Annotated in this window: 23 protein-coding genes and 2 tRNA genes; 14 read left to right on the top strand and 11 right to left on the bottom strand. The window is 68.8% G+C overall.

The window, feature by feature from the left end:
* Nucleotides 1-142: 142 nt before the first annotated feature.
* Together NM1_RS30945 and NM1_RS30940 are read right to left on the bottom strand one after the other, a co-directional pair.
* Nucleotides 143-215, bottom strand: a tRNA-Thr gene (locus tag NM1_RS30945).
* A 243-nt stretch (nt 216-458) separates the two neighbouring features.
* Nucleotides 459-539, bottom strand: a tRNA-Tyr gene (locus NM1_RS30940).
* Between the two features lie 155 nt (nt 540-694).
* Here NM1_RS30940 and NM1_RS30935 point away from each other — a divergent pair.
* Nucleotides 695-1,186, top strand: coding sequence for a YajQ family cyclic di-GMP-binding protein (locus NM1_RS30935; RefSeq protein WP_068027939.1), 492 nt, complete (start codon nt 695-697; stop codon nt 1,184-1,186).
* Here NM1_RS30935 and htpX read toward each other — a convergent pair.
* Nucleotides 1,177-2,058, bottom strand: coding sequence for a zinc metalloprotease HtpX (gene htpX / locus NM1_RS30930; protein WP_068027936.1), 882 nt, complete (start codon nt 2,056-2,058; stop codon nt 1,177-1,179). The two genes, NM1_RS30935 and htpX, sit on opposite strands and share 10 nt — an antisense overlap.
* A 112-nt stretch (nt 2,059-2,170) precedes the next feature.
* Nucleotides 2,171-3,193, bottom strand: coding sequence for a polyprenyl synthetase family protein (locus tag NM1_RS30925; RefSeq protein WP_068027933.1), 1,023 nt, complete (start codon nt 3,191-3,193; stop codon nt 2,171-2,173).
* Between the two features lie 216 nt (nt 3,194-3,409).
* On the opposite strand from NM1_RS30925, the gene NM1_RS30920 reads away from it, so the two are divergent.
* From NM1_RS30920 to NM1_RS30910, 3 genes are all read left to right on the top strand, one after another.
* On the top strand, nt 3,410-4,708 hold the full coding sequence (locus NM1_RS30920; protein ID WP_068027931.1) for a geranylgeranyl reductase family protein: 1,299 nt from the start codon (nt 3,410-3,412) through the stop codon (nt 4,706-4,708).
* 69 nt (nt 4,709-4,777) lie between these two features.
* The gene (locus NM1_RS30915) at nt 4,778-5,209 is read left to right on the top strand and encodes a helix-turn-helix transcriptional regulator (protein WP_068027929.1); all 432 of its coding nucleotides are present in this window, start codon (nt 4,778-4,780) and stop codon (nt 5,207-5,209) included.
* Nucleotides 5,210-5,257: 48 nt separating this feature from the next.
* On the top strand, nt 5,258-5,707 hold the full coding sequence (locus NM1_RS30910; protein WP_068027926.1) for a VOC family protein: 450 nt from the start codon (nt 5,258-5,260) through the stop codon (nt 5,705-5,707).
* 71 nt (nt 5,708-5,778) lie between these two features.
* Here NM1_RS30910 and NM1_RS30905 read toward each other — a convergent pair whose 3' ends face one another.
* Nucleotides 5,779-6,285, bottom strand: a complete 507-nt coding sequence (locus NM1_RS30905) for a DUF2505 domain-containing protein (RefSeq protein ID WP_068027925.1) — start codon at nt 6,283-6,285, stop codon at nt 5,779-5,781.
* Between the two features lie 39 nt (nt 6,286-6,324).
* Here NM1_RS30905 and NM1_RS30900 point away from each other — a divergent pair, with 39 nt between their 5' ends.
* The 5 genes from NM1_RS30900 (at nt 6,325) to NM1_RS30880 (ending at nt 14,688) form a co-directional block, all read left to right on the top strand.
* Nucleotides 6,325-6,783 (top strand): DUF3592 domain-containing protein, encoded by a 459-nt coding sequence (locus NM1_RS30900; RefSeq protein ID WP_084520202.1) that lies wholly within the window; start codon nt 6,325-6,327, stop codon nt 6,781-6,783.
* A 93-nt stretch (nt 6,784-6,876) separates the two neighbouring features.
* The gene (locus NM1_RS30895) at nt 6,877-8,019 is read left to right on the top strand and encodes a glycosyltransferase family 4 protein (protein WP_174556935.1); all 1,143 of its coding nucleotides are present in this window, start codon (nt 6,877-6,879) and stop codon (nt 8,017-8,019) included.
* 435 nt (nt 8,020-8,454) lie between these two features.
* Nucleotides 8,455-9,240, top strand: coding sequence for a 23S ribosomal RNA methyltransferase Erm (erm, locus tag NM1_RS30890; RefSeq protein ID WP_068027923.1), 786 nt, complete (start codon nt 8,455-8,457; stop codon nt 9,238-9,240).
* 104 nt (nt 9,241-9,344) lie between these two features.
* A complete protein-coding gene (locus NM1_RS30885) occupies nt 9,345-10,049 on the top strand; it encodes a demethylmenaquinone methyltransferase (RefSeq protein ID WP_084520204.1) in 705 nt (234 codons plus the stop codon).
* A 166-nt stretch (nt 10,050-10,215) separates the two neighbouring features.
* Nucleotides 10,216-14,688: a bifunctional nitrate reductase/sulfite reductase flavoprotein subunit alpha gene (locus NM1_RS30880; RefSeq protein WP_084520201.1), complete on the top strand. Its 4,473-nt coding sequence runs from the start codon at nt 10,216-10,218 to the stop codon at nt 14,686-14,688.
* An 8-nt stretch (nt 14,689-14,696) separates the two neighbouring features.
* Here the strand turns inward: NM1_RS30880 and NM1_RS30875 are convergent, their stop codons facing one another.
* Nucleotides 14,697-15,731 carry an aldo/keto reductase gene (locus NM1_RS30875; protein ID WP_068027914.1) on the bottom strand — a complete coding sequence of 345 codons (1,035 nt, stop codon included), beginning with the start codon at nt 15,729-15,731 and terminating at the stop codon, nt 14,697-14,699.
* An 83-nt stretch (nt 15,732-15,814) separates the two neighbouring features.
* Between NM1_RS30875 and NM1_RS30870 the strand changes: the two genes are divergently transcribed.
* Nucleotides 15,815-16,453 (top strand): TetR/AcrR family transcriptional regulator, encoded by a 639-nt coding sequence (locus NM1_RS30870; RefSeq protein ID WP_068027912.1) that lies wholly within the window; start codon nt 15,815-15,817, stop codon nt 16,451-16,453.
* On the opposite strand, the gene NM1_RS30865 is transcribed toward NM1_RS30870, so the two are convergent.
* Nucleotides 16,424-16,825, bottom strand: coding sequence for a nitroreductase/quinone reductase family protein (locus NM1_RS30865; protein ID WP_068027910.1), 402 nt, complete (start codon nt 16,823-16,825; stop codon nt 16,424-16,426). The genes NM1_RS30870 and NM1_RS30865 overlap by 30 nt on opposite strands.
* An 85-nt stretch (nt 16,826-16,910) precedes the next feature.
* Here NM1_RS30865 and NM1_RS30860 point away from each other — a divergent pair, with 85 nt between their 5' ends.
* Nucleotides 16,911-17,573: a TetR/AcrR family transcriptional regulator gene (locus NM1_RS30860; RefSeq protein WP_068027907.1), complete on the top strand. Its 663-nt coding sequence runs from the start codon at nt 16,911-16,913 to the stop codon at nt 17,571-17,573.
* Here NM1_RS30860 and NM1_RS30855 read toward each other — a convergent pair.
* The gene (locus NM1_RS30855; RefSeq protein ID WP_084520200.1) at nt 17,539-18,123 is read right to left on the bottom strand and encodes a TIGR03086 family metal-binding protein; all 585 of its coding nucleotides are present in this window, start codon (nt 18,121-18,123) and stop codon (nt 17,539-17,541) included. The two genes, NM1_RS30860 and NM1_RS30855, sit on opposite strands and share 35 nt — an antisense overlap.
* A 175-nt stretch (nt 18,124-18,298) precedes the next feature.
* Between NM1_RS30855 and NM1_RS30850 the strand changes: the two genes are divergently transcribed.
* Both NM1_RS30850 and NM1_RS30845 read left to right on the top strand, forming a co-directional pair.
* Nucleotides 18,299-18,532, top strand: a complete 234-nt coding sequence (locus NM1_RS30850; RefSeq protein WP_068027904.1) for a DUF8836 family protein — start codon at nt 18,299-18,301, stop codon at nt 18,530-18,532.
* Nucleotides 18,533-18,640: 108 nt separating this feature from the next.
* Entirely contained in the window at nt 18,641-18,868 is a 228-nt protein-coding gene (locus tag NM1_RS30845; protein WP_068027901.1) for an Rv3202a family protein, read from the top strand.
* 13 nt (nt 18,869-18,881) lie between these two features.
* Here NM1_RS30845 and menD read toward each other — a convergent pair whose 3' ends face one another.
* Complete coding sequence (gene menD / locus NM1_RS30840; protein WP_068027889.1) at nt 18,882-20,507, bottom strand: 2-succinyl-5-enolpyruvyl-6-hydroxy-3-cyclohexene-1-carboxylic-acid synthase; 1,626 nt, start codon at nt 20,505-20,507, stop codon at nt 18,882-18,884.
* A gap of 89 nt (nt 20,508-20,596) precedes the next feature.
* On the opposite strand from menD, the gene NM1_RS30835 reads away from it, so the two are divergent.
* Entirely contained in the window at nt 20,597-21,424 is an 828-nt protein-coding gene (locus tag NM1_RS30835) for a siderophore-interacting protein (RefSeq protein ID WP_068027886.1), read from the top strand.
* A 70-nt stretch (nt 21,425-21,494) separates the two neighbouring features.
* On the opposite strand, the gene NM1_RS30830 is transcribed toward NM1_RS30835, so the two are convergent.
* Both NM1_RS30830 and NM1_RS30825 read right to left on the bottom strand, forming a co-directional pair.
* The gene (locus NM1_RS30830; protein WP_068027883.1) at nt 21,495-21,941 is read right to left on the bottom strand and encodes a DUF6918 family protein; all 447 of its coding nucleotides are present in this window, start codon (nt 21,939-21,941) and stop codon (nt 21,495-21,497) included.
* Nucleotides 21,942-22,026: 85 nt separating this feature from the next.
* Nucleotides 22,027-22,683 carry a PaaI family thioesterase gene (locus NM1_RS30825; protein WP_068027880.1) on the bottom strand — a complete coding sequence of 219 codons (657 nt, stop codon included), beginning with the start codon at nt 22,681-22,683 and terminating at the stop codon, nt 22,027-22,029.
* Between the last annotated feature and the right edge of the window lie 61 nt (nt 22,684-22,744).

The following is a 22,744-nucleotide window of genomic DNA, read 5'->3' as shown; positions in this document are numbered from 1 at the left end:
GAACCGGCGACACAACGATTATGAGTCGTTTGCTCTACCGCCTGAGCTACACCGCCATATGCGCGGTAATGCGGAGGTGTTGCCCCGGCTCTCGGTTCTACGCCTTCAGAGTGCCGAGTCGGTCACCACCGGCAATCCGGCGAGCCCCCTAACGGAATCGAACCGTTGACCTTTTCCTTACCATGGAAACGCTCTGCCGACTGAGCTAAGGGGGCACAGCTACTCGCGCTCCCGTGTCGATCGCTCGCACCGGGGGCGCCGAAGCCTTGAACGAGGTTACACACCCGACCGCGTGGTTACCAAACCGCCTGGTGAAGGGCATTTTGAAGACGGTGTACATCAGGAGGGGGGTCCGGGGGGCGAAGCCCCTCCGGGCAGGGGGTGTGGGGGCCGCGCCCCCACAAATCGCCCCCGAACATGGCTCAGGCCCTCCCTGAGCAAGGGAGGGCCTGAGGGGGTGGCGGATGAAGGATTCGAACCTCCGAAGCTTTCGCGGCTGATTTACAGTCAGCTCCCTTTGGCCGCTCGGGCAATCCGCCAGGCATGCGCTGTCACAGCGCGCTGAGAAGAATACAACGAGCCTGGCCCTCACATGCAAACCGGCTGGCCAAGCCCGTGTGCGGCGGACTAGCTTCGAAGGTCCGGGGTACGTAGGGTCCCGTCAGTCCGGAACAATCTCAGACAGGAGCGCAGGGTGGCCGATTCGTCATTCGATGTCGTGAGCAAGGTCGACCGACAGGAGGTCGACAACGCGCTGAATCAGGCGGCGAAGGAGCTCAACACCCGATACGACTTCCGAGGCACCGGCGCGGGCATCGAGTGGTCCGGCGAGGAGAAGATCGTCGTGCAGGCCGAGTCGGAGGACCGGGTCAAGGCCGCGCTGGAGGTCTTCAAGGAGAAGCTGATCCGGCGCGACATCTCGCTCAAGGCCTTCGACGCCGGGGAGCCGCAGGCCTCCGGAAAGGTGTACAAAATCACAGGCACGCTGGTGCAGGGCATCTCGACGGAGAATGCGAAGAAGATCGCCAAGAAGATCCGCGACGAGGGCCCCAAGGGCATCAAGGCCCAGATTCAGGGCGACGAGCTGCGCGTGAGCGGGAAGAAGCGCGACGACCTGCAGGCGGTTATCTCACTGCTCAAGAACGCGGACCTGGATGTCGCGCTGCAGTTCGTGAACTACCGGTAGTTTCCGCCCGCCATCTGCTCCAGGCGGGAGATGCGCTCGTCCATCGGCGGGTGGGTGGAGAACCAGCGGGCCATGCGGTCCCCCGCCCGGAACGGGTTGGCGATCATCAGGTGCGACTGGGAGGTCAGTTGCGGCTCCGGCGGCAGGGGGGCCGCCTGGGTGCCGCGCTCCAGCTTGCGCAGGGCCGAGGCCAGGGCCAGCGGGTCGCCGGTCAGGGCGGCGCCGTCCTGGTCGGCCTGGTATTCGCGGGAACGCGAGACGGCCAGCTTGATGAGCGTCGCCGCGATCGGGCCGAGCAGCGAGACCAGCAGCATGCCGAATACGTTCGGGCCCTCACCCTCACGGTTGCCGCCGCCGAAGATGCTCGCGAAGAAGGCCAGGTTGGCCAGGCCGGAGATGACCGCGGCGAGCGCGCCCGCGACCGACGAGATCAGGATGTCGCGGTTGTAGACGTGGGATAGCTCGTGCCCCAGCACCGCGCGCAGCTCCCGCTCGTCGAGGATCTGCAGGATGCCGCTGGTGCAGCAGACCGCCGCGTGCCGCGGATTGCGGCCGGTGGCGAACGCGTTGGGCGCATTGGTCGGGCTGATGTACAGCCGGGGCATCGGCTGCCGCGCCGCGGTCGCCAGCTCCCGCACGATCTTGTAGATCACCGGCGCCTCCAGCTCGGAGACCGGCTGCGCGTGCATCGCCTTGAGCGCCAGCTTGTCGCTGTTGAAATAGGCGTAGGCGTTCATGCCCACCGCCAGCAGGATCGCGATCACCAGGATGGTCGGATTACGGAACATCGCCCCGGCGAACACGATCAACGCCGACATCCCGACCATCAGCCCGAACGTCTTCAGACCATTCCCGAAACCATGCCCGTGCATCGCACTCCTTCACGCCCCCGGTTCATCGATTGCGTTACAGCAGGTCAACGATAGAAGGCGAGGCGAAGTTCCTAGTTGAATTGTGAGCTATACGGAGTTGACGTCGGGAAATTCAGCCGACGCGTTCGATGGTGTAGCGGACCAGGCGTTCCAGGGCCTCGTTGGCCGGGCCGCCGGGCAGCGCCGACAGTTCCGCGTGCGCGATATCCGCGTACCCCTGCAGCTTCTCCTTCGCCAGCACCATGCCGCGGGAGCGGGACAGCAGGTCCAGGGCCTCGGTGACCTCGCCGTCGGATTCCAGCGGGCGGGCCAGCAGCTTGCGCAGCCGGTCGCCCTCGGTGCCCTCGTCACGCAGCGCGTACAGCACCGGCAGTGTGTGCACGCCCTCGCGCAGGTCGGTGCCCGGCGTCTTGCCGGACTGCTCGGAGACCGAGGAGATGTCGATGATGTCGTCGGAGATCTGGAAGGCCGTGCCCACCGCGTCACCGAGCCGGGCCAGCCGCTCCACGTGCTCGGGGCCGGCGCCGGAGAAGGCGCCGCCGAATCGGCCCGAGGCCGCGATCAGCGATCCGGTCTTCTCCCACACCACCCGCAGGTAGTGCTCGACCGGATCCTGGGATTGCCTGGCGCCCAGGGTTTCTCGCATCTGCCCGGTCACCAGTTCGGCGAACGTCTCGGCGATGATGCGCACCGCGTCGGGGCCCAGCGTGGACACCAGCCGGGAGGCGTGGGCGAACAGGTAGTCGCCGGCGAGGATCGCGATGCTGTTTCCCCAGCGGGAATTCACGCTCGGGGCGCCGCGACGCATCGACGCCTCGTCCATCACGTCGTCGTGATAGAGGGTGGCCAGGTGCACCAGTTCGATAACGGTTCCGGCGGTGACCAGATCCGGATCGGTCGGGCGCGGGCCCAGCTGCCCGGTGAGGATGGTGAAGAGCGGGCGGAAGCGTTTACCACCGGCCTTGGCCAGGTGTAGCGCCGCCTCCTGCAGGAACTCCTCGCCGTCGGACAGCTCGCTGACCAGTAGCTTCTCGACCTCTTCCAGACCGCTGCGCACGGTCGAAGCGAGTTCGGGATCGCCGAGATCGACCCCGGCGACCACTGTGGTCTCATCGCTGACAGCCGATGCACCCATGCCATCTCCCAAAGCCGGTTCCATCCCCACACCCAAGAACCTAGCGTGTCGGGGATGACGTGCCCATGAACGGAGTCACTCTGGGACTAATCAGACAGTCGGAACGACACCTGCGGCGCGCGGCAACGCGTCTCAGCCAGCGGTTCCGCGCACGTGACCGACTCGAACCGGCGGCACCGTCGACACTCCCGGACCGGTGCTGCAAGTATTGAGCCCATGGGTGCAGCGGATGCCAGTACCGCGAGCGGTGATTCAGCAGCGGACGCGCGGGAGCGCTCCCCGGACGCATTGCCCCCGCATGCCGATGTGCTGGTGGTCGGCGCGGGTCCGGCGGGGTCGGCGGCGGCCGCCTGGGCGGCACGGTCCGGACGCGATGTTCTGCTGATCGATGCCGCGGTGTTCCCGCGCGACAAGACCTGCGGGGACGGCCTGACACCGCGGGCGACCGCCGAGATGGAGCACCTCGGGCTGGGCGACTGGGTGCGCGCGCATACGGTCAACCGCGGCCTGCGGATGACCGGTTTCGGTCGCGAGGCCCTGCTGACCTGGCCGGACGGCTCGTTTCCGAGTTACGGAAGTGCCGTCGCCCGTACCGAACTCGACGACAAGCTGCGCGAGACCGCGGTCAAGTGGGGCGCTCGGATGGTCGACGGGGTGCGCGTGGTCGATGTGGCGCGCGCCGGTGACCGGGTCACCGGTGTCACGGTGCGCACCGATGCGGGCGCCCGCGAAATCGGCTGCCGGATATTGATCGTGGCCGACGGGGTCCGCTCCCCCGTCGGCAAGATGCTGGGGCGCACCTGGCATCGCCGGTTCGCCTACGGCGTCGCCGCCCGCGCGTACATCAAGTCCGCGCGCAGTGACGACGAGTGGATCACCTCCCATCTGGAACTTCGCGATGCCGAGAACACCCTGGTACCCGGGTACGGGTGGGTGTTCCCGCTCGGCAACGGTGAGGTCAACATCGGTGTCGGATCGCTGGCCACCGAGCGGCGGCCCTCGCACGTCGCACTGAAACCGCTGTTGCAGCACTATGTTTCGCTGCGCCGCGCGGAGTGGGAGTTCGAGGGCGAGACCCGCGCGGTGGCCTCGGCGCTGCTGCCGATGGGTGGCGCGGTGTCGACGGTCGCCGGTCGCAACTGGGCACTGGTGGGCGATGCCGCCGGTTGCGTGAACCCGCTCAACGGCGAGGGCATCGACTACGGCCTGGAGGGCGGGCACCTGCTGGCCGGGCTGCTCGACGAACCGGACCTGACCACGCTGTGGCCGGATCTGCTGCGGGCCCGCTACGGACGCACGTTCTCGGTCGCGCGCCGGATCGCCGCGCTGGCCACCCACCCACGCATGGTGCCGACCGGCGGCCCTCCGGTGATGCGGTCGAAGTACCTGCAGCGCACCGCGGTTCGGGTGATGGGCAACCTGGTCACCGAGGAGGACTCCGATCTGACCGCCCGCGCGTGGCGGGCGGCGGGCATTGCCTCGATGCGGGCCGACGACCTGCCGCCGTTCACGTGACGGACGCGCAGACGCATCCGTCGCCGCCGGCGGTTTCGGTGGAACCCCCGCGCGAGGGATGATCGAGTGATGAGCGCTCGCCGAGGCTCGGAACGGCCGCCGCTGGACCTGCTCCCGCACCTGCGCCGGGCGCGGGACCTCGCCGACCGGGATTACGCCGAAGACCTGGACCTGGAAGGACTGGCTGCGGCGGCGGGAGTCTCGAAGTACTACTTCCTGCGCAGTTTCGCGGCCACCTACGGCAAGACCCCGGCGCTGTATCTGGCCGAGCGGCGCATCGAGCGGGCCCAGGACCTGCTGCGCGCCACCAATGTCACCGTCACCGAGGCCTGCATGCTGGTCGGATACACCAGTCTGGGCTCGTTCAGCCGCAAATTCACCGAGCTGGTGGGCATGTCCCCCTCTGCGTACCAGGCCAAGTTCGCCGCCGAGGGAGCGCCGCGCATCCCGGGCTGCTACGTCTTCATGCACGGGTTGTCGGACCGCAAGCTCCCGGATTGAGCAATTTCGGAGAAGCGCCCGCAGAATGCCATTCCATAGCCTTATCGCATGGCAACCATCAAGAACGTTTCGCTGGTCACCGTGTACGTGACCGATCAGACCGCCGCCAAGCAGTGGTACATCGACAAGCTGGGATTCGTGGAGTCCTCCGATGTTTCCATGGGCGACAGCGGCTTTCGCTGGGTCACCGTGACGCAGCCGGAGCATCCGGAGTTGGAGGTGACGCTCATGGTGCCCGGCCCGCCGCTGGACGACACCATGGCCGATGCCATCCGCCGGTCGCTCGGCAACGGCACCATGGGCGCGCTCGGCCTGAACACCGACGACTGTCAGAAGGCCTATGAGGAGTTGTCGGCCAAGGGTGTGGAATTCGTGCAGCCGCCGTCCGAGCGTCCCTACGGGGTCGAGGCGGTCATGCGTGACAACTCCGGGAACTGGCTGGTGCTGGTGGAGAAGCGGGAGTTCGACCCCGCGACGGTCGATTGGTCGCAGGAGTAGGACCCGTGCGGGCCGCGAGCTTCCGCAGGCGATGCCTGCAGACGTGTTCGCGGCCCTGTTCGTAGGTGCGCTCAGGCGTCGGTCTTGGCTCCGAGCCACTGCTCGATGAACTTGCGCTCGCTGTTGACCACCCGGTGCTGCAGCTGCTCGGCCAGCGGTTCGATGGCACCGCCGACCAGCGGAACCTTGACCGAGACGGTGCCGGCGACCTCTACCTGGGAGCCCTCCGCGGTGGGCCGCAGCTCGTAGGTGCCCTCCATCTCGGTGGTGACGCCCTTCGAGGCGCCCGTGAAGCTGCCCTTGGCGGTGTCGCCCTCGAGCGGGCCCCAGTTGTCGACGCGCTCGAGCTCGAGCTCGCTCTTGAGGACCTTGCTGACGATGGTCGGGATCTTGTCCTGACGTGCGCGCTCGGTCATATGCACGCGGATGGTGCCCGGACCGTCGGGATGGGACAGGTCCAGTGTGGCGGTTTCGGCGCCGTCGAACCTGGCCTGCCACATGTCGTCGCTGGTGATCGCCCGGTGAAGCTCTTCTACCGGAACGCTGTAGGACACGGTGAAGCTGAATTTACGGGACATGGGGCACACGCTATCCGAGCCATGCCATAGCCTTGTGCGGTGTCGGAAACCACCCAGTCTGATCAGCGGATCGGGCGTCGCCCGGTGCGCTTGCGGCGCACCAGGATCGGCGTCCTGGTGGCCGCGACGGCGGTGAGCGTGCTGGCGGTGCTGCTGGTGCTGGCGGCCTGGCGCGACGACATGCTGATCAACTCCGACAAGGGCGTCACCAGCGCCGAGGTGTTGTCGGCGGGGCGGCTGCGTTCGGCGGTCACTTACGTGACGCCCGACGGTGTGACGCGCAATCCGAAGGTGGGTGTGCTGTATCCGACGAAGTTGACCGCGGGCGAACGCATCAATGTCGAATACAGCAAGAAGGATCCGGAATTGGTGCGCGTCGCCGGGCGCGATGCCAGGGTCGCGATCATTCCCGCGCTGTCGGTGATCGTGGTGGCCTGGGCGCTGGCGCTGCCCGCGCTGTGGTTGGTGCGGCGGTGGGAGCGGCGCGATCCGGACTGAATCGGACGCGCGTCGTGCACTGTTTGCTCGATCTTCGAGTACGTGTCACGTCGGCGTGGCGGCCCTGCGTCCTGCGGTGATCACACTCGAAGTGTGCGTGTAGCGATTGTCGCGGAGTCGTTTCTGCCGAATATGAACGGCGTCGTCAATTCCGTGCTGCAGGTGCTCGAGCACCTCGATCGCCATGGCCACGAGGCGCTCGTGATCGCGCCGGACACCCCCGGCAATCTGCCGCCCGCGCCGCGCGAGCACGGCCGGTTCCCGGTGCTGCGGGTCCCGGCGGTGATGGTGCCGAAGGTCAGCTCGCTGCCGGTGGGCCTGCCGCAGCCCGGGATCACCGCGGCCATCGACGAATTCGACGCGGAGGTGGTGCATCTGGCATCGCCGTTCCTGCTGGGCGCCGGGGGCGTCGCGGCGGCGCTGCGGCTGGATCTGCCCGCCGTGGCGGTATTTCAGACCGATGTCGCCGGGTTCGCCGCCAGCTACGGGCTCGGCCCCGCGCGGCGGGCGGCGTGGGCGTGGACGCGGCGCATCCACATGCGCGCGGCGCGCACCCTGGCGCCCTCCACCGCTGCCGCCGAAGATCTTGCGCGACACGGCATTCCACGTGTTCATCGCTGGGCACGCGGGGTCGACACGGTGCGGTTCACGCCGTCCGCGCGGCGCGCGGCACTGCGGCAGGCGTGGTCGCCGGACGGCCGGTTGATCGTCGGTTTCGTCGGGCGCCTGGCGCCGGAGAAGCATGTGGACCGGCTGGCCGTGCTCGCCGACGATCCGGATATCCGATTGGTCGTGGTGGGCGACGGCCCGGAGCGTGCCCGACTGACCCGGCTGCTGCCGTCGGCGGTGTTCACCGGCGAACTCGGCGGCGCGGAGCTCGCCCAGGCCTATGCCAGCCTCGACGTGATGGTGCATCCGGGCGAGCACGAGACGTTCTGCCAGGGCGTGCAGGAGGCGCTGGCCTGCGGGTTGCCGGTCGTCGGCCCGGACGCGGGCGGCCCCCGGGACCTGATTTCGCACTGCCGCAACGGATATCTGCTGCCGGTGGATCGGTTCGCCGAACTGCTGCCCAGTGCGGTGGCGGCCCTGCGGGATCCGGAGTTGCGATCGCGATTCTCCGCCTCCGCCCGCAAATCCGTACTGCACCGCACTTGGCCCGCGATCTGCACGGAGCTGCTGGGCCATTACGCGGATGTGCTCGGCACCGGCCCGGACAGCCTGTACCGCAGCGCCTGACCACTCCCCCGTCCCCACCGTCATTTCCGACAGGCTTTGGCCGGAATCCACTGCCGAGTATGTACCCCGGCCAAGAGCATGCCGGGGATGACAGTGAGCGCGCCGAGATGACGGTGAGCACGCCGAGATGACGGTGAGCGCGCCGGGGATGACGGTGGGAGCGATGATCGTCGGAAATTCGGTGGCGGTTGATAACGGCGGCGGTTTACGCTGTGCGACATGGGAGGTCCAGGCGTGAGCGGCGCATGCGCGGTCGGCGCGTACTTCGTGCGGCTGCGCGTTGCAGCCTGGACCCTGCCCGCGCATCGCATCGCTCTCCGCATCCGATAATCCGGAGAACTCACTGACGGCCGATCGGCCGATTCTCGTGCGCCTCGGCGTGGGTCCGGGCGAATCAACTCTTCCTGATTCGACCGCTCCGTTCGGAGGACACCCATGTCCCGCTCACTGTCGCGCGTCCGTAACCCGCGCAAGACGCTGTCCCAGAATTTCCTGATCGACGCCCGCGCCGCGGCGATGATCGTGCGCGCCTCCGGCACCGCGCCCGGCGACCTGATCGTCGAGATCGGCCCCGGCGACGGCATGCTGACCCGGCACATTCTCGCGGCCGGTGGCCGCGTCCGCGGCTACGAGAAGGACGGCCGATACGTCGGGCGACTGCGCCGACGCTACGCATCGAATGATCGAACCAGCTTCTACCACGCGGATTTCCGGACCGTCCGGCCGCCGCGCGAACCCTTCGCGGTGGTCGCCAATGTGCCGTTCGGCAGCACCACCGATATCGTCCGCTGGTGCCTGGCCGCACGCCGCCTCACCAGCGCCACGCTGCTGACCCAGCGCGAGTTCGCCCGCAAGCATTCCGGCGCCTACGGACGCTGGTCCAAACTCACCGTCGATCATTGGCCCTGGGTGTCGATGGCATTGGGAGACGAGGTCGCGCGCACCAGTTTTCATCCGGTGCCCCGGGTCGATGCCGCCGTGCTGCATATGCGGCGGCGCGCCGAGCCACTCCTCCCGCACGCCGCCGACGGGGAGTATCGCCGCATGGTGGAGCTCGGATTCTCCGGTGTGGGCGGCTCGCTCGCCGCCTCGCTACGCCGGGAGTATCCGGCGGGCGCGGTTCGAAGAGCCTGTGCCGCAGCGGAAGTCGACGCTGACCAGGTGGTGGGTCGTGTCCCTCCGGATGCCTGGACCACGTTGTTCCGGATCCTGTCGCGCTGACCGGTCGCCGCCGGAACTGTGCTGCCGCCGAGACAGCGGTGCACCCGGGACTGCGACGGATGTCTCGTGCGCGCGTCGGCACGTGCACGTTAGTGTCTGAGATCGTGGCGAAAACAGAGTCGTTTCGGGCATCGCTGGACAAGCAGCCGCACGAGGTCGCGTCCATGTTCGACGGGGTCGCGAAGCGGTATGACCTGACCAATACGGTGATGACCGGCGGCCTGGACCGCTACTGGCGCTGGGCCACCCGCAGGGCCCTGGAGCTGCGGCCGGGTGAGCGGGTGCTGGATCTGGCGGCCGGGACGGGTGTGTCCACGCTGGAGCTGGCCAAGTCCGGCGCCTGGTGCGTCGCCACCGACTTCTCCCAGGGGATGCTCGCCGCGGGGCGGTTCCGCGAGGTGCCGATGGTGGCCGGCGACGGCACCGCGCTGCCGTTCGCGAACGATTCGTTCGACGCCGTCACCATCTCCTACGGGCTGCGCAATATCGCCGATACCGACGAGGCCCTGCGTGAGCTGCTGCGCGTCACCAAGCCGGGTGGCCGGCTGGTGATCGCGGAGTTCTCCACGCCGGTGTTCGCGCCGTTCCGCACGATCTACATGGAGTTCGTGATGCGGGCGCTGCCGCGGGTGGCGCGGACGGTGAGCAGCAATCCGGATGCCTATGTCTATCTCGCCGAGTCGATCCGGGCGTGGCCGAACCAGCCGCAGCTGGCCATGCGGATCGCCGACGCGGGGTGGTCGGCGGTGAAGTGGCGCAATCTCACCAACGGAATCGTCGCGCTGCACCGGGCGTACAAGCTGGGGTGACACTGCTCACGCCGCACCGGCACCAGCCGCACGGCACGCTGGAACCGGCTTCCGACCAGGCATTTCGCCGATCTCACAGCGGCCTTATCCAAGAGTGAGCACTTTCGTCACCTGGCGATAACCTTCGGTAAATTCGCCGCAATCCCGGCTGGACATCATCGGATACATGTCGGATGCAGCCGCGGGCAGCTCGAGCACGACCAGAACGGCGTGCTCGTACTGCGGGGTGGGCTGCGGCATCGTCGTCGAGACCACGACCGACGAGCAGGGCGCGCCGGTGATCGCCAAGGTCCAGGGCGACAAGCTGCATCCGGTCAATGCCGGGCGGCTGTGCACGAAGGGCGCCACCCACGCCGACCTCATGCGGGCACCGGGGCGGATGACCACGGCCCACCGGCGGCCCGAACGCGGTGAATCCCCCGTGCCGATACCGGTCGACGATGCGGTCCGCGAGGCCGCGGCGCGTCTGCGGTCGATCCTCGACGAGCACGGCCCCGACGCCATCGCGCTGTACGTCTCCGGCCAGATGTCGCTGGAGGCGCAGTACCTGGCGAACAAGCTCGCGAAGGGCTATCTGCGCACCGTGCACATCGAGGCGAACTCGCGGCTGTGCATGGCCAGCGCCGGCACCGGATACAAGCAGTCGCTGGGCGCCGACGGGCCGCCCGGCTCCTACGACGATATCGACCGGGCCGACCTGTTCTTCGTGATCGGCGCCAATATGGCCGACTGCCATCCGATCCTGTATCTGCGCATGGCCGACCGCCGCAAGGCCGGCGCCAAACTGATCGTCGTCGATCCCCGGCGCACCGAAACCGCCGCGCACGCGGATCTTTTCCTGCAGATCGCACCCGGCACCGACCTCGCGCTGCTGAACGGTCTGCTGCACCTGCTGGTCGAAAACGGCGACATCGACAAGGATTTCATCGCCGAGCACACCGAGGGCTGGGCGTCGATGGAGGAGTTCCTCGCCGACTATCCGCCGCACCGAGTCGCGGAGATCACCGGCCTGTCCGAGGACGACATCCGCACGGCCGCACGGTGGATCGGCGAGTCGGGCGAGTGGATGTCGCTGTGGACGATGGGGCTGAACCAGTCCACGCACGGCACCTGGAACACCAACGCGCTGTGCAATCTGCACCTGGCGACCGGCGCCATCTGCCGTCCGGGCAGCGGGCCGTTCTCGCTGACCGGGCAGCCGAATGCCATGGGCGGCAGGGAAATGGGCTATATGGGCCCGGGGTTGCCCGGCCAGCGCAGCGTGCTCTCGGCGGGCGACCGGGCCTTCGTCGAGACCGAATGGGGCGTCGAGCCCGGCACGATCCGCGACCGGTCCGGGCCCGGGACCATCGAGATGTTCCGCGGTATGGCCGAGGGCCGGATCAAGGCGTGCTGGATCGTCTGCAGCAATCCCGTTGCGTCGGTGGCGAATCGCAAGACCGTGATCGCGGGCCTGGAGGCCGCGGACCTGGTGATCGCGCAGGACGTCTACACCGAGACGGCCACCAACGCCTACGCCGACCTCCTGCTCCCGGCCACGCTGTGGGCCGAATCCGATGCCACGATGGTGAATTCGGAGCGCACCGTCACGCTGCTGCAGCGCTCGATCGATCCGCCGGGCGACGCGCGGCCGGACTGGTTGCTGATCGCCCAGGTGGCCACGGCCATGGGCTTCGAGGGGTTCGACTACTCCTCGAGCGCCGAGGTGTTCGACGAGATCCGGCGATTCGCCAATCCGGCAACGGGTTACGATCTGCGCGGCATCGGTTACGACACGCTGCGCGAGGGACCCGCGCAGTGGCCGTGCCCCGATCCGGCGCGGCCCCGCAATCCCATCCGCTATCTCAACGACGGCGTCAGCCAGGAGCTGTTCACCGACCAGGACGGACACCGGCCCGCGCTGGCCTTCGCCACCCCGAGCCGCCGCGCGGTGTTCTGGCCGCGGCCGCATATGGCGCCCGACGAAATGCCCGACGACGACTACCCGTTCGTGCTCAACACCGGCCGCCTGCCGCACCAGTGGCACACCATGACCAAGACCGGCCGGGTGGCGAAGCTGAACAAGCTGAACGGAAAGCCGTTCGTGGAGGTGCATCCCGAGGATGCCGAGCGGATGGGGCTGGCCGCCGGTGACCAGGTCGAAATCGCCTCCCGCCGCGGGCGGGCCGTGCTGCCCGTGCAGATCAGCGATCGCGTGCGGCCCGGCGACTGCTTCGCACCCTTCCACTGGAACGACGAGCAGGGCGAATACCTCACCGTCAACGCCGTGACCAACGACGCGGTCGACGCGGATTCGCTGCAGCCGGAGTTCAAGGCGTGCGCGGTCGCCCTGCGCCGGGTCGCGACCGTGCCGGAGCCCGCGGACTCGACCGACACCGGGCAACCCGCGCTCCCGCTCGCCGACGGGTCCGGGCATCCGCTGTCCGCCATGCTCGGCCTGGACACGGCGACACCGCCGACGCTCTCCGAGACCGAACGCATCTATCTCGGCGGCTATCTGGCGGCGCTGCACGCCCTGCCGGTGCAGGGGCAGCCGACGCTGCCCGAGACCGCTCCGCTGTCCGCGCACAGTCGGCTGTGGATCAACGGGCTGCTGGCCGGGATGTACTCGCGGACCGGAGAATTCGAGACGGCCGACGGCGACCCGACGCCACGCCCGATCACCGTGCTGTGGGCGTCGCAGACCGGCACGGCCGAGGAGCTCGCCGCATCGACCGCGGCTCGGCTGTCCGAATCCGGTTATGCCCCACGGCTACTCGATATGGACTCCTGCGAGCTGACCGACCTCACCGGTGACACGCTGGTGATCACCAGCACCTTCGGCGACGGCGGCCCGCCGGACAACGGGGCCGACTTCTGGGATCGCCTGCACGACAGCGCGGTCCGGCTGACGGGACTGCGGTTCGCGGTCTTCGCCCTGGGCGACTCCTCCTACGACGACTTCTGCGGACACGGCCGCACGCTGGACCGGACGCTGTCCGAGCGGGGCGCCACCCGCCTGTTGCCGCGCGTCGACAGCGAGCCCGACCACGATGAGGTGTCCGCGCGCTGGCTCGACGAGGTGCTGGCCACGCTCGGGGGCGGTTTCGAGGACGGTTCCGCCACAACGGGTTCCGATTCCGCACCGGGCAGCGACCCGGGACGCACAGGATCGCCCGGCTCGGGACCGAGCGCCCGGGCTACGGGATCGGGCACCCGAGTTACGGGCTCGGGCCCCCCGGTTACGGGCTCAGGCACCCCGGTTACGGGCTCAGGCACCCCAGTGATGGGCTCAGGCACCCCAGTGATGGGCTCGAACACACCGGTTACGGGCTCGAGCACCCCGGTTACGGGCTCGAGCACCCCAGTAATGGGCTCGAACACACCAGCAATGGGCTCGAGCACACCGGTTATGGGCTCGGGTACCCCCGCTGTGCGCTCGAATGCCCCGGCTGCGGGACCCAGAATCCCGGGCGGAGGTTCGAGCGCCTCGGCCGTGGTGCTGGCGCGCTCCACCGCCGCGCCCGCTCCCGGCCGCGCTCGGCGGACCATCGCACCGTTCACGCGCAACTCGCCGCTGGCCGCGCCGCTGGTCCGCAACACCCTGCTGTCTCGCCCCGGAGCCGGAAAAGAGGTGCGGCAGTTCGGTTTCGACCTGCGCGGCCTCGATGCCTCCTACGAGGTCGGCGACTCGCTCGGCGTGTGGCCGACCGTGGGCGACGAGCTGGTGAGCGAATGGCTCGAGGTCACCGGACTGGACGGACGGCACGGCGTCGAGCTGGACGACCGGGAGGTGCCGCTGGCACAGGCACTGCGCTCGCACTACGACATCGCCAAGGTCAGCCGCGACCTGCTGACCTTCGTCGCCGAACACAATCCCAACCCCCGGCTGGCCAAGCTGCTGCGCCGCGACAACCGCAACGAACTCGAGCGCTACCTGTGGGACCGGCAGGCGGTCGACGTGCTGCGCGACTTCCCGGTTCGGGCCGACCTCGTCGAATGGCTGGGCGCGCTGAAAAGGCTGCAGCCGCGCCAGTATTCGATCTCCTCCAGCCCGCTCGTCGATCGGCACGAGGTGCAGCTGACCGTCGGCGTGCTGCGCTACGGCGACCGCGGCGGCGTCTGCTCGACCTTCCTCGCCGACCGCTGCCAGGATGCGGCGGTACCCGTATTCCTGCAGCGCGCACCGCATTTCCGCCCGCCGCTGGATCCGAACGCGCCGATGATCATGGTCGGGCCGGGCACCGGCATCGCGCCGTTCCGCGGGTTCCTGCACGAGCGCCGGGCCCTCGGCTGCCGCGGCGCCAACTGGCTGTTCTTCGGCGACCAGCACGCGGCCGACAACTTCTACTACCGCGACGAGCTCGAGGACATGTTCCGCACCGGCTTCCTCACCCGGCTGGACCTGGCCTTCTCCCGCGACCAGCGGGAGCGGATCTACGTGCAGCACAGGATGATCGAGCACGGTGCGGAGCTGTGGGCCTGGCTGTCCGAGGGCGCACACCTGTATGTCTGCGGCGACGCCAGCCGCATGGCCCGCGACGTCGACGAGGCGCTCCTGACCATCGCGCAGATCCACGGCAAGCTGGACGAAGAGGAGGCCCTGGCCTTCCGCAAGCGCCTCGTGGCCGAGAAGCGATACGTGCGCGACGTGTACTGAGGCGGGAGTCAGACGGCCGGCGGGTTGAGGCGGGCGAAGTCGGGCAGGCGGTAGTACGGGTAGTAGGGGTAGGGCGGGGTAACGGCGCTCGCCTTGTCCAGGCGGGCGATCTGGTCGGCGGTCAGCTGCCAGCCCACGGCGCCGAGGTTCTGGCGCAGCTGGTCCTCGTTGCGGGCGCCGACGATGACCGTGGCGACGGTGGGCCGCGAGAGCAGCCAGTTCAGCGCGACTTGCGGGATCGTCCGCCCGGTCTCGGCGGCGATCTCGTCGAGCACGTCGACCACGTCGTAGAGCAGTTCGTCGTTCACGGGCGGACCGGCGTCGGCGGTCTTGTGCAGGCGGCTGCCCTCCGGAAGCGGCTGCCCGCGACGGATCTTGCCGGTCAACCGACCCCACCCCAGCGGGCTCCACACCATCGCCCCGACGCCCTGATCGCGGCCGAGCGGCATCAGCTCCCACTCGTAGTCACGGCCGACGAGCGAGTAGTACACCTGATGCGCGATGTAGCGGGGCAGGCCGTGCTCGTCCGCTGCCGCAAGCGATTTCATCAGCTGCCAGCCCGCGAAGTTGGAGGCGCCGACGTAGCGGATCTTGCCGGACCGGACCAGGTCGTCCAGGGCGTGCAGCACCTCCTCGACCGGGGTGGCGGCGTCGAAGGCGTGCAGCTGGAAGAGGTCGATGTACTCGGTGCCCAGCCGCCGCAGCGAAGCCTCCACCGCACGAATCAGCCGGGCACGCCCCGACCCGGCGTCGTAGGGCCCGGGACCCATGGGCAGCGTGGACTTCGTCGAGAGCAGCACCTCGTCGCGGCGGCCCTCGATGGCCGCACCGAGCACCTCCTCCGAGGCGCCGCCCGAGTAGACGTCCGCGGTGTCGAACATGGTGACGCCCGCCTCCAGGCTGATGTCGACCAGCCTGCGAGCCTGCTGCGCATCGGTGTCGCCCCACGCGCTGAACAGCTCGCCTCGACCACCGAAGGTGCCCGCGCCGAAGCTCAACGCCGGTACCAGCAGACCCGAGTTACCCAGCCGCCGATATTCCATGACACTCTCCTAACGGAACCCGTGTTTCATTAACTACACTGACCGTACACGAGGCAGTGACTTAATGGAACTGGAGACCCGTTATGACCTACGACACGACCCCCGGCTCACTACGTCCCGGTGGGCGCACCGCCCGCGTCCGCGAGGCCGTGCTCCGCGCCGCGGGCGATCTGCTCGCCGAGCACGGCTTCGCCGCCCTGGACCTGGCCGAGGTGGCGACCCGGGCGGGCGTCGGCAAGACCACCGTCTACCGGCGCTGGCGCACACCCGCGGGCCTGGTCGCGGACGTCCTGACGGAGATGGCGGAAACCTCGCTCCCCCATGCCGATACCGGTTCACTGCGCGGCGATCTACTCGCCAACGCCCGCCTGGTGGCCGAGACCCTCACCGATCCCCGCCAGGGCCCCCTGTTCAAATCCCTTGTCGCGGCGGCCACCTCCGACCCCGAGACGGCCGAGGCCCTGCACCGCTTCTACGACACCCGCCTCACCGAGTGGTCACCGTGCGTCCACGCGGCTATCGAGCGAGGCGAACTCCCCGCCGAAACCAACCCCCGCGCAGTCCTTTCCGCCGTCTCCGCCCCCCTCTACTACCGCCTCCTGGCCAGCGGCGACCCGATAGACGACAACGCCGCCACAGCGGCCGCCGACGCCGCCGCTGTCGCCGCCCGCGCGGGCCTGTTCACCACAAGCTCAATCCAGGTCAACCCGGATGGTGAGTAGGTCGGTGCCGAGAATCCGTACGTTCCAGCTGTTGAATTTCGGGAGCCGACGCAGCCGAGCGAGGGCATCGTCTTCCGGGAGCAGATGTGCCGTACCGCTGTACCAGCGCGAGCGGATCTGCAGCCGCACACGGGGGTTCGCCTCGATATTGCGCACGTAGTCGGAGGCGAAGCCGTGGTCGCTGACCATCCAGAACGAGCCGTCGACGACACGGCCGCCGATCGGCGTGCGCCGTGGCCCACCGCTGCGCCGTCCGATGGTTTCCAGCAGGGCCTGGCCGGGGAGATGGCCGACCAGTCGTCGCATCAGGGGGTTGGCGATGCGCCGGTGATACCAGCTCACGCGGCGCCGCTTGGCGGTTGTCGAGGTCATGCTGCCACCACTCGTATAGGTACCAATAGTCTCGACAAACATTCTTATGGGTACCATTGGTTCCGTCAACCATTAGGCTGGTCGCATGCCGAGCCCCTCCCCCCGCACGCACACCGGCCGCCGCCGCAACGATGCCGCCCGCCGGGCCATCCTGGACGCGGCCACCGAGTTGCTGACCCGGTCGGGCGGAACCGCGGTGACGACGGCCGAGATCGCGGCCGCCGCGGGAGTCAGTAAGCAGACGATCTACCGCTGGTGGCCCTCGAAGGGGGCGGTGCTCCTGGAGGCGATGACCGAGTGGGCCCGCAGCAGCGCCCCCGACCGCGACACCGGCGCCGTGCGCGCCGACCTGACAACCTTCCTGACCGCGACGTTCACCGCGGCGGCCACACCGACGGCCGCAGCGCTGCTGCGCGCCGTGCTCGCCGAGGCCCAGACCGATCCGGCCACAACGGATCTGCTCGAAGAGTTCGCCCGCGACCGCCGCGCGATCCTGCACCGCATCTTCGACCGCGCCGGCGCCCGCGGCGAGCTGCGCGAAGGTGCCGATCCGGAACTACTGGTCGATCAGGCGTACGGCGTCCTGTGGTACCGCCTGGCCGTCGCCCGCCTGCCGCTGACCGCGGACATCGCCGCGCGCCTGGCGGATTCCCTACTGGGCCCGTACGAATCGCCGCACTTCCACGGCCCCGCCCGCGCGACGGCGGGACAGCTCAGGCGGCGGTCCACGACGGATCGCGGCCGGTGAGTCCGAGCACGCGATCCCACAGCGGCGCATCCTCGGCGACGCCCACGGTCGGGCCGAACATGCCGGGCGTGCCCTCGGGCGGGGTGTCGCGCAGCAACTCCATCAGCATCGTCAGATCCTTGTCCGCGGGCCGGAAGGGCTGCCCGGTGGCGCGAGCGAGATCCCAGCCGTGGATGACGACCTCGTCCAGGGCGATCACGGCCATCACGGCGGCGGGCAACGCCACTCCGCCCGCCTCGGTGTCTCCGTCGCGGGCGCCCGGTTCGCGCCATGCGGCCACCAGGGCCTTCAGCTGCGCGGGAATTCGGGTGCGCCAGTCGTCTGCCAGCGCCCGGTGCGGCCCGGTCTCCGGCGCCGCCGAGCGACCGACCGCCTCCTTCGTCGCCGCCTGCCGGAACGCCTCGGCCAGGTCCAGCACGTGGATCAGCACATCGCGCACGGTGAGACCTTCACACGGCGTCGGGGCCGTCAACTGATCGTCGGTGATACCGGCGACCACCGCCTCCAGTCCCGTCGCGGCCGCCTCCAGATCGAACACCGGATCGGTCATGATTTCCTCCTGCTCGACATGACATCCCGCTGTGCGGGCACTCGCTCGAAGAGACGGGCCGAGTCGCCGGAATTCATCGCTCCGGCGCCCGGCGGCCTTGCGCCTGCATGTGCAGACCGATGTCGCAACCCACTCGTTAGCAGCGAAAGCCGCTGGTAGCGAGGAGAATTGGAGGATGAAGGGTGATCGAGTAGAAATCGTCGTCGATACCGGCGACGGGTCGCGTCAATACGAGGTGACCGCGACCCGGGCCGGGCGACGGGTCGAGGTCCGCATCGCGCGCGGGGTCGTGGAGGTCAGTGAGATCACACGTTCCGGCACGGCCGTGCGGACCGCGCGGTTCATGGCCGGGCGCACGCTGGCGCTGGTCGAGTATCCGGCCGACGGCGGACCGCGCCCCGGCGAGTGACCGAGGACAATTGGCGGAAAGGTTGCCAGTCCCGTCCGGTCGGCGCATTCTCGATGGTGCCGACCACACGGCCTGGCATATCGGCCCGCCAGCGGAAAGGAGCATCCGATGACCGATCGCACTCTCGATGCCGACGCCATCGACACAGTTCCGGAAGCCGATTACATGGAACAGTCCGTCCCCGCGTACCCCGGTGCCGAGGACGACGACACCGAAACCGATACACCGGTCGGCACGGCCGAACGGGAGGCCGCCGAGGCCGACGTGATCGACCAGTCCATCCCGGTGCCGATCGACGACGACTACGAGAACGGCGACGAGGGCGCCGCCTACTGACGAGCGGCCCGCGTCACCGATCGATCCCCGCGCGCACCATCGCGTGCAACTCACGCAGGCTGGAACGCTCGGTCGCCACCTCCAGCACTCGGATGCCGTGCGCATGCCCGGCCAGTTCGACGGCCAGTTCGTCCGAGTCGATCTGCCGATGCGGGATCCGGTAGGCCGCGCACAGCGCCGCGAGATCCATGCCGTGCGGCGTCCCGAACACGCGCTCGAAAACCCCCGCGTACTGCGGGTCACCTTGTTCCAGGAGTTCGAAGATGCCGCCGCCGTCGTCGTTGGCGACGACGATGGTCAGATCGGTCGGGCGCGGCTCGCCGGGACCGAGCAGCAGGCCGGACGCGTCGTGCAGGAAGGTGAGATCGCCGATCAGCGCGACGGTCCGCCCCGGATGGCTCAGCGCGGCGCCGACCGCGGTCGACACGGTGCCGTCGATACCGGCGACGCCGCGGTTGGACAGCACCTTCACGCCCGGCCGCGGGTGTGACACCAGCGCGGCGTCGCGCACCGGATTCGAGGCGCCCAGCAGCAGCTGGTCGCCCTCGCGCAGCGAGTCCATGACCACGGCCGCTACGTGCAGCCCCGTCGGCTTCGGGTGGTTGGCCAGCTCGGACCGCACCACCTGGCAGGCCTTCGCATTCATCTCGGCACAGAATTCGATCCACTCGCGCCGCGGCGCACCGCTGGTGATCGCGCGGGTCCCGGTGCCGACCACATTGCCGGACACGTCGGGCCAGCGCGGTCCGGTGGTCAGCGCGAAGACCGTCACATCCGGGTCGGAGAGCACCTTCGACACCTGCCGATGCAGGGTGGGGCGCCCGGTGATGATGGCCTGGCGCGGCTTCAGCAGCGACAGCGCCATCGGATGCAGCGCGGGGCCGTGCATCGGCGCGGTGGGCTCGGCGACCGTCGGCAGCTGCGCCAGCTCGGGCCGGTGCCCCGCGCCGTGGCCCGAGACGACCACCGTGTCCGGCGTCAGGTCGATGTCCAGCGGCACGTCCAGCGTCGCGTACTGCGTTGCGGTCCAGGGCCTCCGCTCGGCACGCCCGTCCGGGAAGACCTCGTCCGGGAGCGCGTCGGGCACCAGCGGCTCCCGCAGCGGAATATCGAAATGCACGGGCCCGGCGTTCCCGGACCGGGTGCCGCGGGCCGCGGCCAGCACGCGGCACACCGCCGCGCGCCACACGCTGTTCTGCCGCCGGTAGTCGTCCTCGACCTCCGCCAGGCCCAGGCTGATGGCGGCGCGGACCTGGCTACCGAACAGGCCGAACTGCTCGACGGTCTGATTGGCGCCGCTGCCCAGCATCTCGTAGGGGCGGTTCGCGCTCAGCACGATCAGCGGCTGGCGGGCGTAGTTGGCCTCCAGCACGGCGGGTCCGAGGTTTGCCACGGCCGTGCCCGAGGTCATCACCACCGGCACCGGGCGGCCGCTGGAGACGGCCAGGCCGATCGCCAGGAATCCTGCGGTGCGCTCGTCGATGCGCATATGCAACCGCAGCCGACCGGCGGCGTCGGCGGCCTGTAAAGCGAAGGCCAGCGGGGCATTTCGCGAACCGGGACACAACACGACATCCTGCACACCCCCGCGCGCCAGTTCGTCCACGACGACCTGCGCCTGTGCTGTCGAAGGATTCACACCCCCAGCCTCTCAGACAGTGAGTTGCCGTGGGGAGTCGACCCGCTCACACCTATACCCAGAAGTTAGGTTTTGCTAACCTAACCCTCATGGCCAAGCGCACCAAACACCTCAAGCCCGAGGAACGGGAAATCCTCACCGCCGAGGTCCTAGCGAGCAAGCGGGTCAGCCCGAATTTCGTCCGCGTCACCCTGGGCGGCGCGGGGCTGAGCGGGTTCACGCCGATGGGATTCGATCAGTGGTTCCGGCTGTTCCTGCCGGGCCGCAACGGCCTGCGGCTACCGACCGCGGCCAGCAATCTCTGGTACGCGCAGTATCTGGCGATGCGCAAGGAACACCGCCCGGTAGTGCGCAACTACACCGTGCGCGAGTTCCGCCCGGCCGGACGGGGACAGTTCGGCGATACCGCCGAGCTGGACATCGATTTCGCCATGCACGGCGAGGACACGCCCGCGTGCGAATGGGCGAGCAGCGCCGCCGTCGGCAGTCCGGTGGGCCTGCTCGACGAGGGCATCATGTACCAAGCGCCGCAATACAGTTCGTGGTCGCTGCTGGTCGGCGACGAGACCGCGCTACCCGCCATCGCGGGCGTGCTGCGATCGGCGCCCCGGGACCTGCGTGGCGCGGCATTCATCGAGATCGCCCATCCGGACGACGAACAGGAACTGGGCGAACCCGAAGGCGTGCAGGTGCATTGGCTGGCACGCACCGACCCCACCACCGAGATCGGCGGACCGGCCCTGGCGGCGGTGCGCGCCGCGGAACTGCCCGCGAAGGACGTCTACGCCTTCGTGGCGGGCGAGCAGAAGCTGGCCGCGGGGATGCGTCGGCACCTGGCCAACGAACGCGGAGTTCCCAAGGCGGACATCACGTTCACCGGCTACTGGCGCATCGGCAAGGCCGCGGGCGAGATGTAGGCCCCGTCGTCCCTACGGGACGACGGGGCAACAAGTGCCCTGACGACGGGCGACAAGGCCCGCGGCCGTATCAGCCGGCGTGGCGCTGGACCAGGTCTCCCACGCGCGGAAGTGCCTCGGTCACGTGCTTTTTCGCCGAGGAGCGCACGGCGGAGTACGCCTTCTTGAGGGCCGGGCGCGACGAGCTCTCGGCCCGGGCATCGGTCACCGAGAGCAGCGCCTCGGCGACCTCGTCCTGCTTGCTGACCAGCAGGTCGGCGAACTGGCCGTTACCCGAGGCCTGGTATTCGGCCCAGTACGGCTCGAGCTGCTCGACGAACTTCGGCGCGAACGACTCCAGCGCGTCCGACACGATGGTCGGGCTGACCTTCTTCGCCGCCGCATACGCACCCTTCACGGCCAGGCCGGACGCGCCGCCCTTGCCCGACACCTCCGCTTCCAGAACCTCCTGGGCATCGGCGATGAAGGCCGGACGCTTGGCGTCATCGAGCAGGGATTCAGACAGTGCTGCAACCACTTTCAGGTTCCTCCGGATAGTTTTACGATGAGCGAGCGCACGCAACTATACGCATCGGACGAACCTGACACACGGGTCCGACCCGCTACGGCTGCCACGGCAGCAACTGCACCATGAGCCCTTCACAATCGGCCAGCAATGTTTCAGATTCGTCCAGCAGGCGGGCGGAGACGAAGGTCTTGCGGCCCTCGATGCGATCCACGGTGCCCTCGACCTGGAGCGGCGTCTCCAGCGGAGTGACATTTCGGTAATTCACATGCAGGAATGCGGTGCGGCTGATCGGGCGTCCGGCATAGTGCACCAGCGAGCCGAAGAGATCATCGAACAACAGTGGCAACACGCCGCCGTGCACCGCGTTGTTGCCGCCGAGGTGGAACCGGCGGAACTGTCCGCGCATCCGGACACCCGTGGGCCCGGCCTCGACCACCCGCCACGGCGGCATGAGCAGGCTGCCGCGACCGGGCAGCTTCGTGACCCGCCCGGCCGGGCCCTGCAGTTCCGGCGCCCGGTACGGCTCGAGGAAGTCGATCAGCTGCCGCGCCTGCGCCAGTGCCTGCCCGTACTCCTCATCGGTGCAGTCCACCGAGACCGCCAGGTCCTGCAGCGTGCGCATGGCCTCCACGAAAGCCCCGAAATTCGGGCCGGGTTCGGCCTCGGCGATCTTGGGGAAACCACCGTGTTTCTCGTAGCGATCATCGTCGATCGCGCTCCGGTCGATAACCGGTTCTACCCGCTCGCTCATACCTGCACGGTAACCCGTGTTCTTACACCGTCCAACCGAACTCACCAGTAGGAGACGCACC

The sequence above is a fragment of the Nocardia mexicana NBRC 108244 genome, from assembly GCF_001613165.1.
Lineage (GTDB): Bacteria > Actinomycetota > Actinomycetes > Mycobacteriales > Mycobacteriaceae > Nocardia > Nocardia mexicana.
Note: the sequence above shows the minus strand (reverse complement) of the source record. Positions and strands in the feature narration are given on the sequence as shown.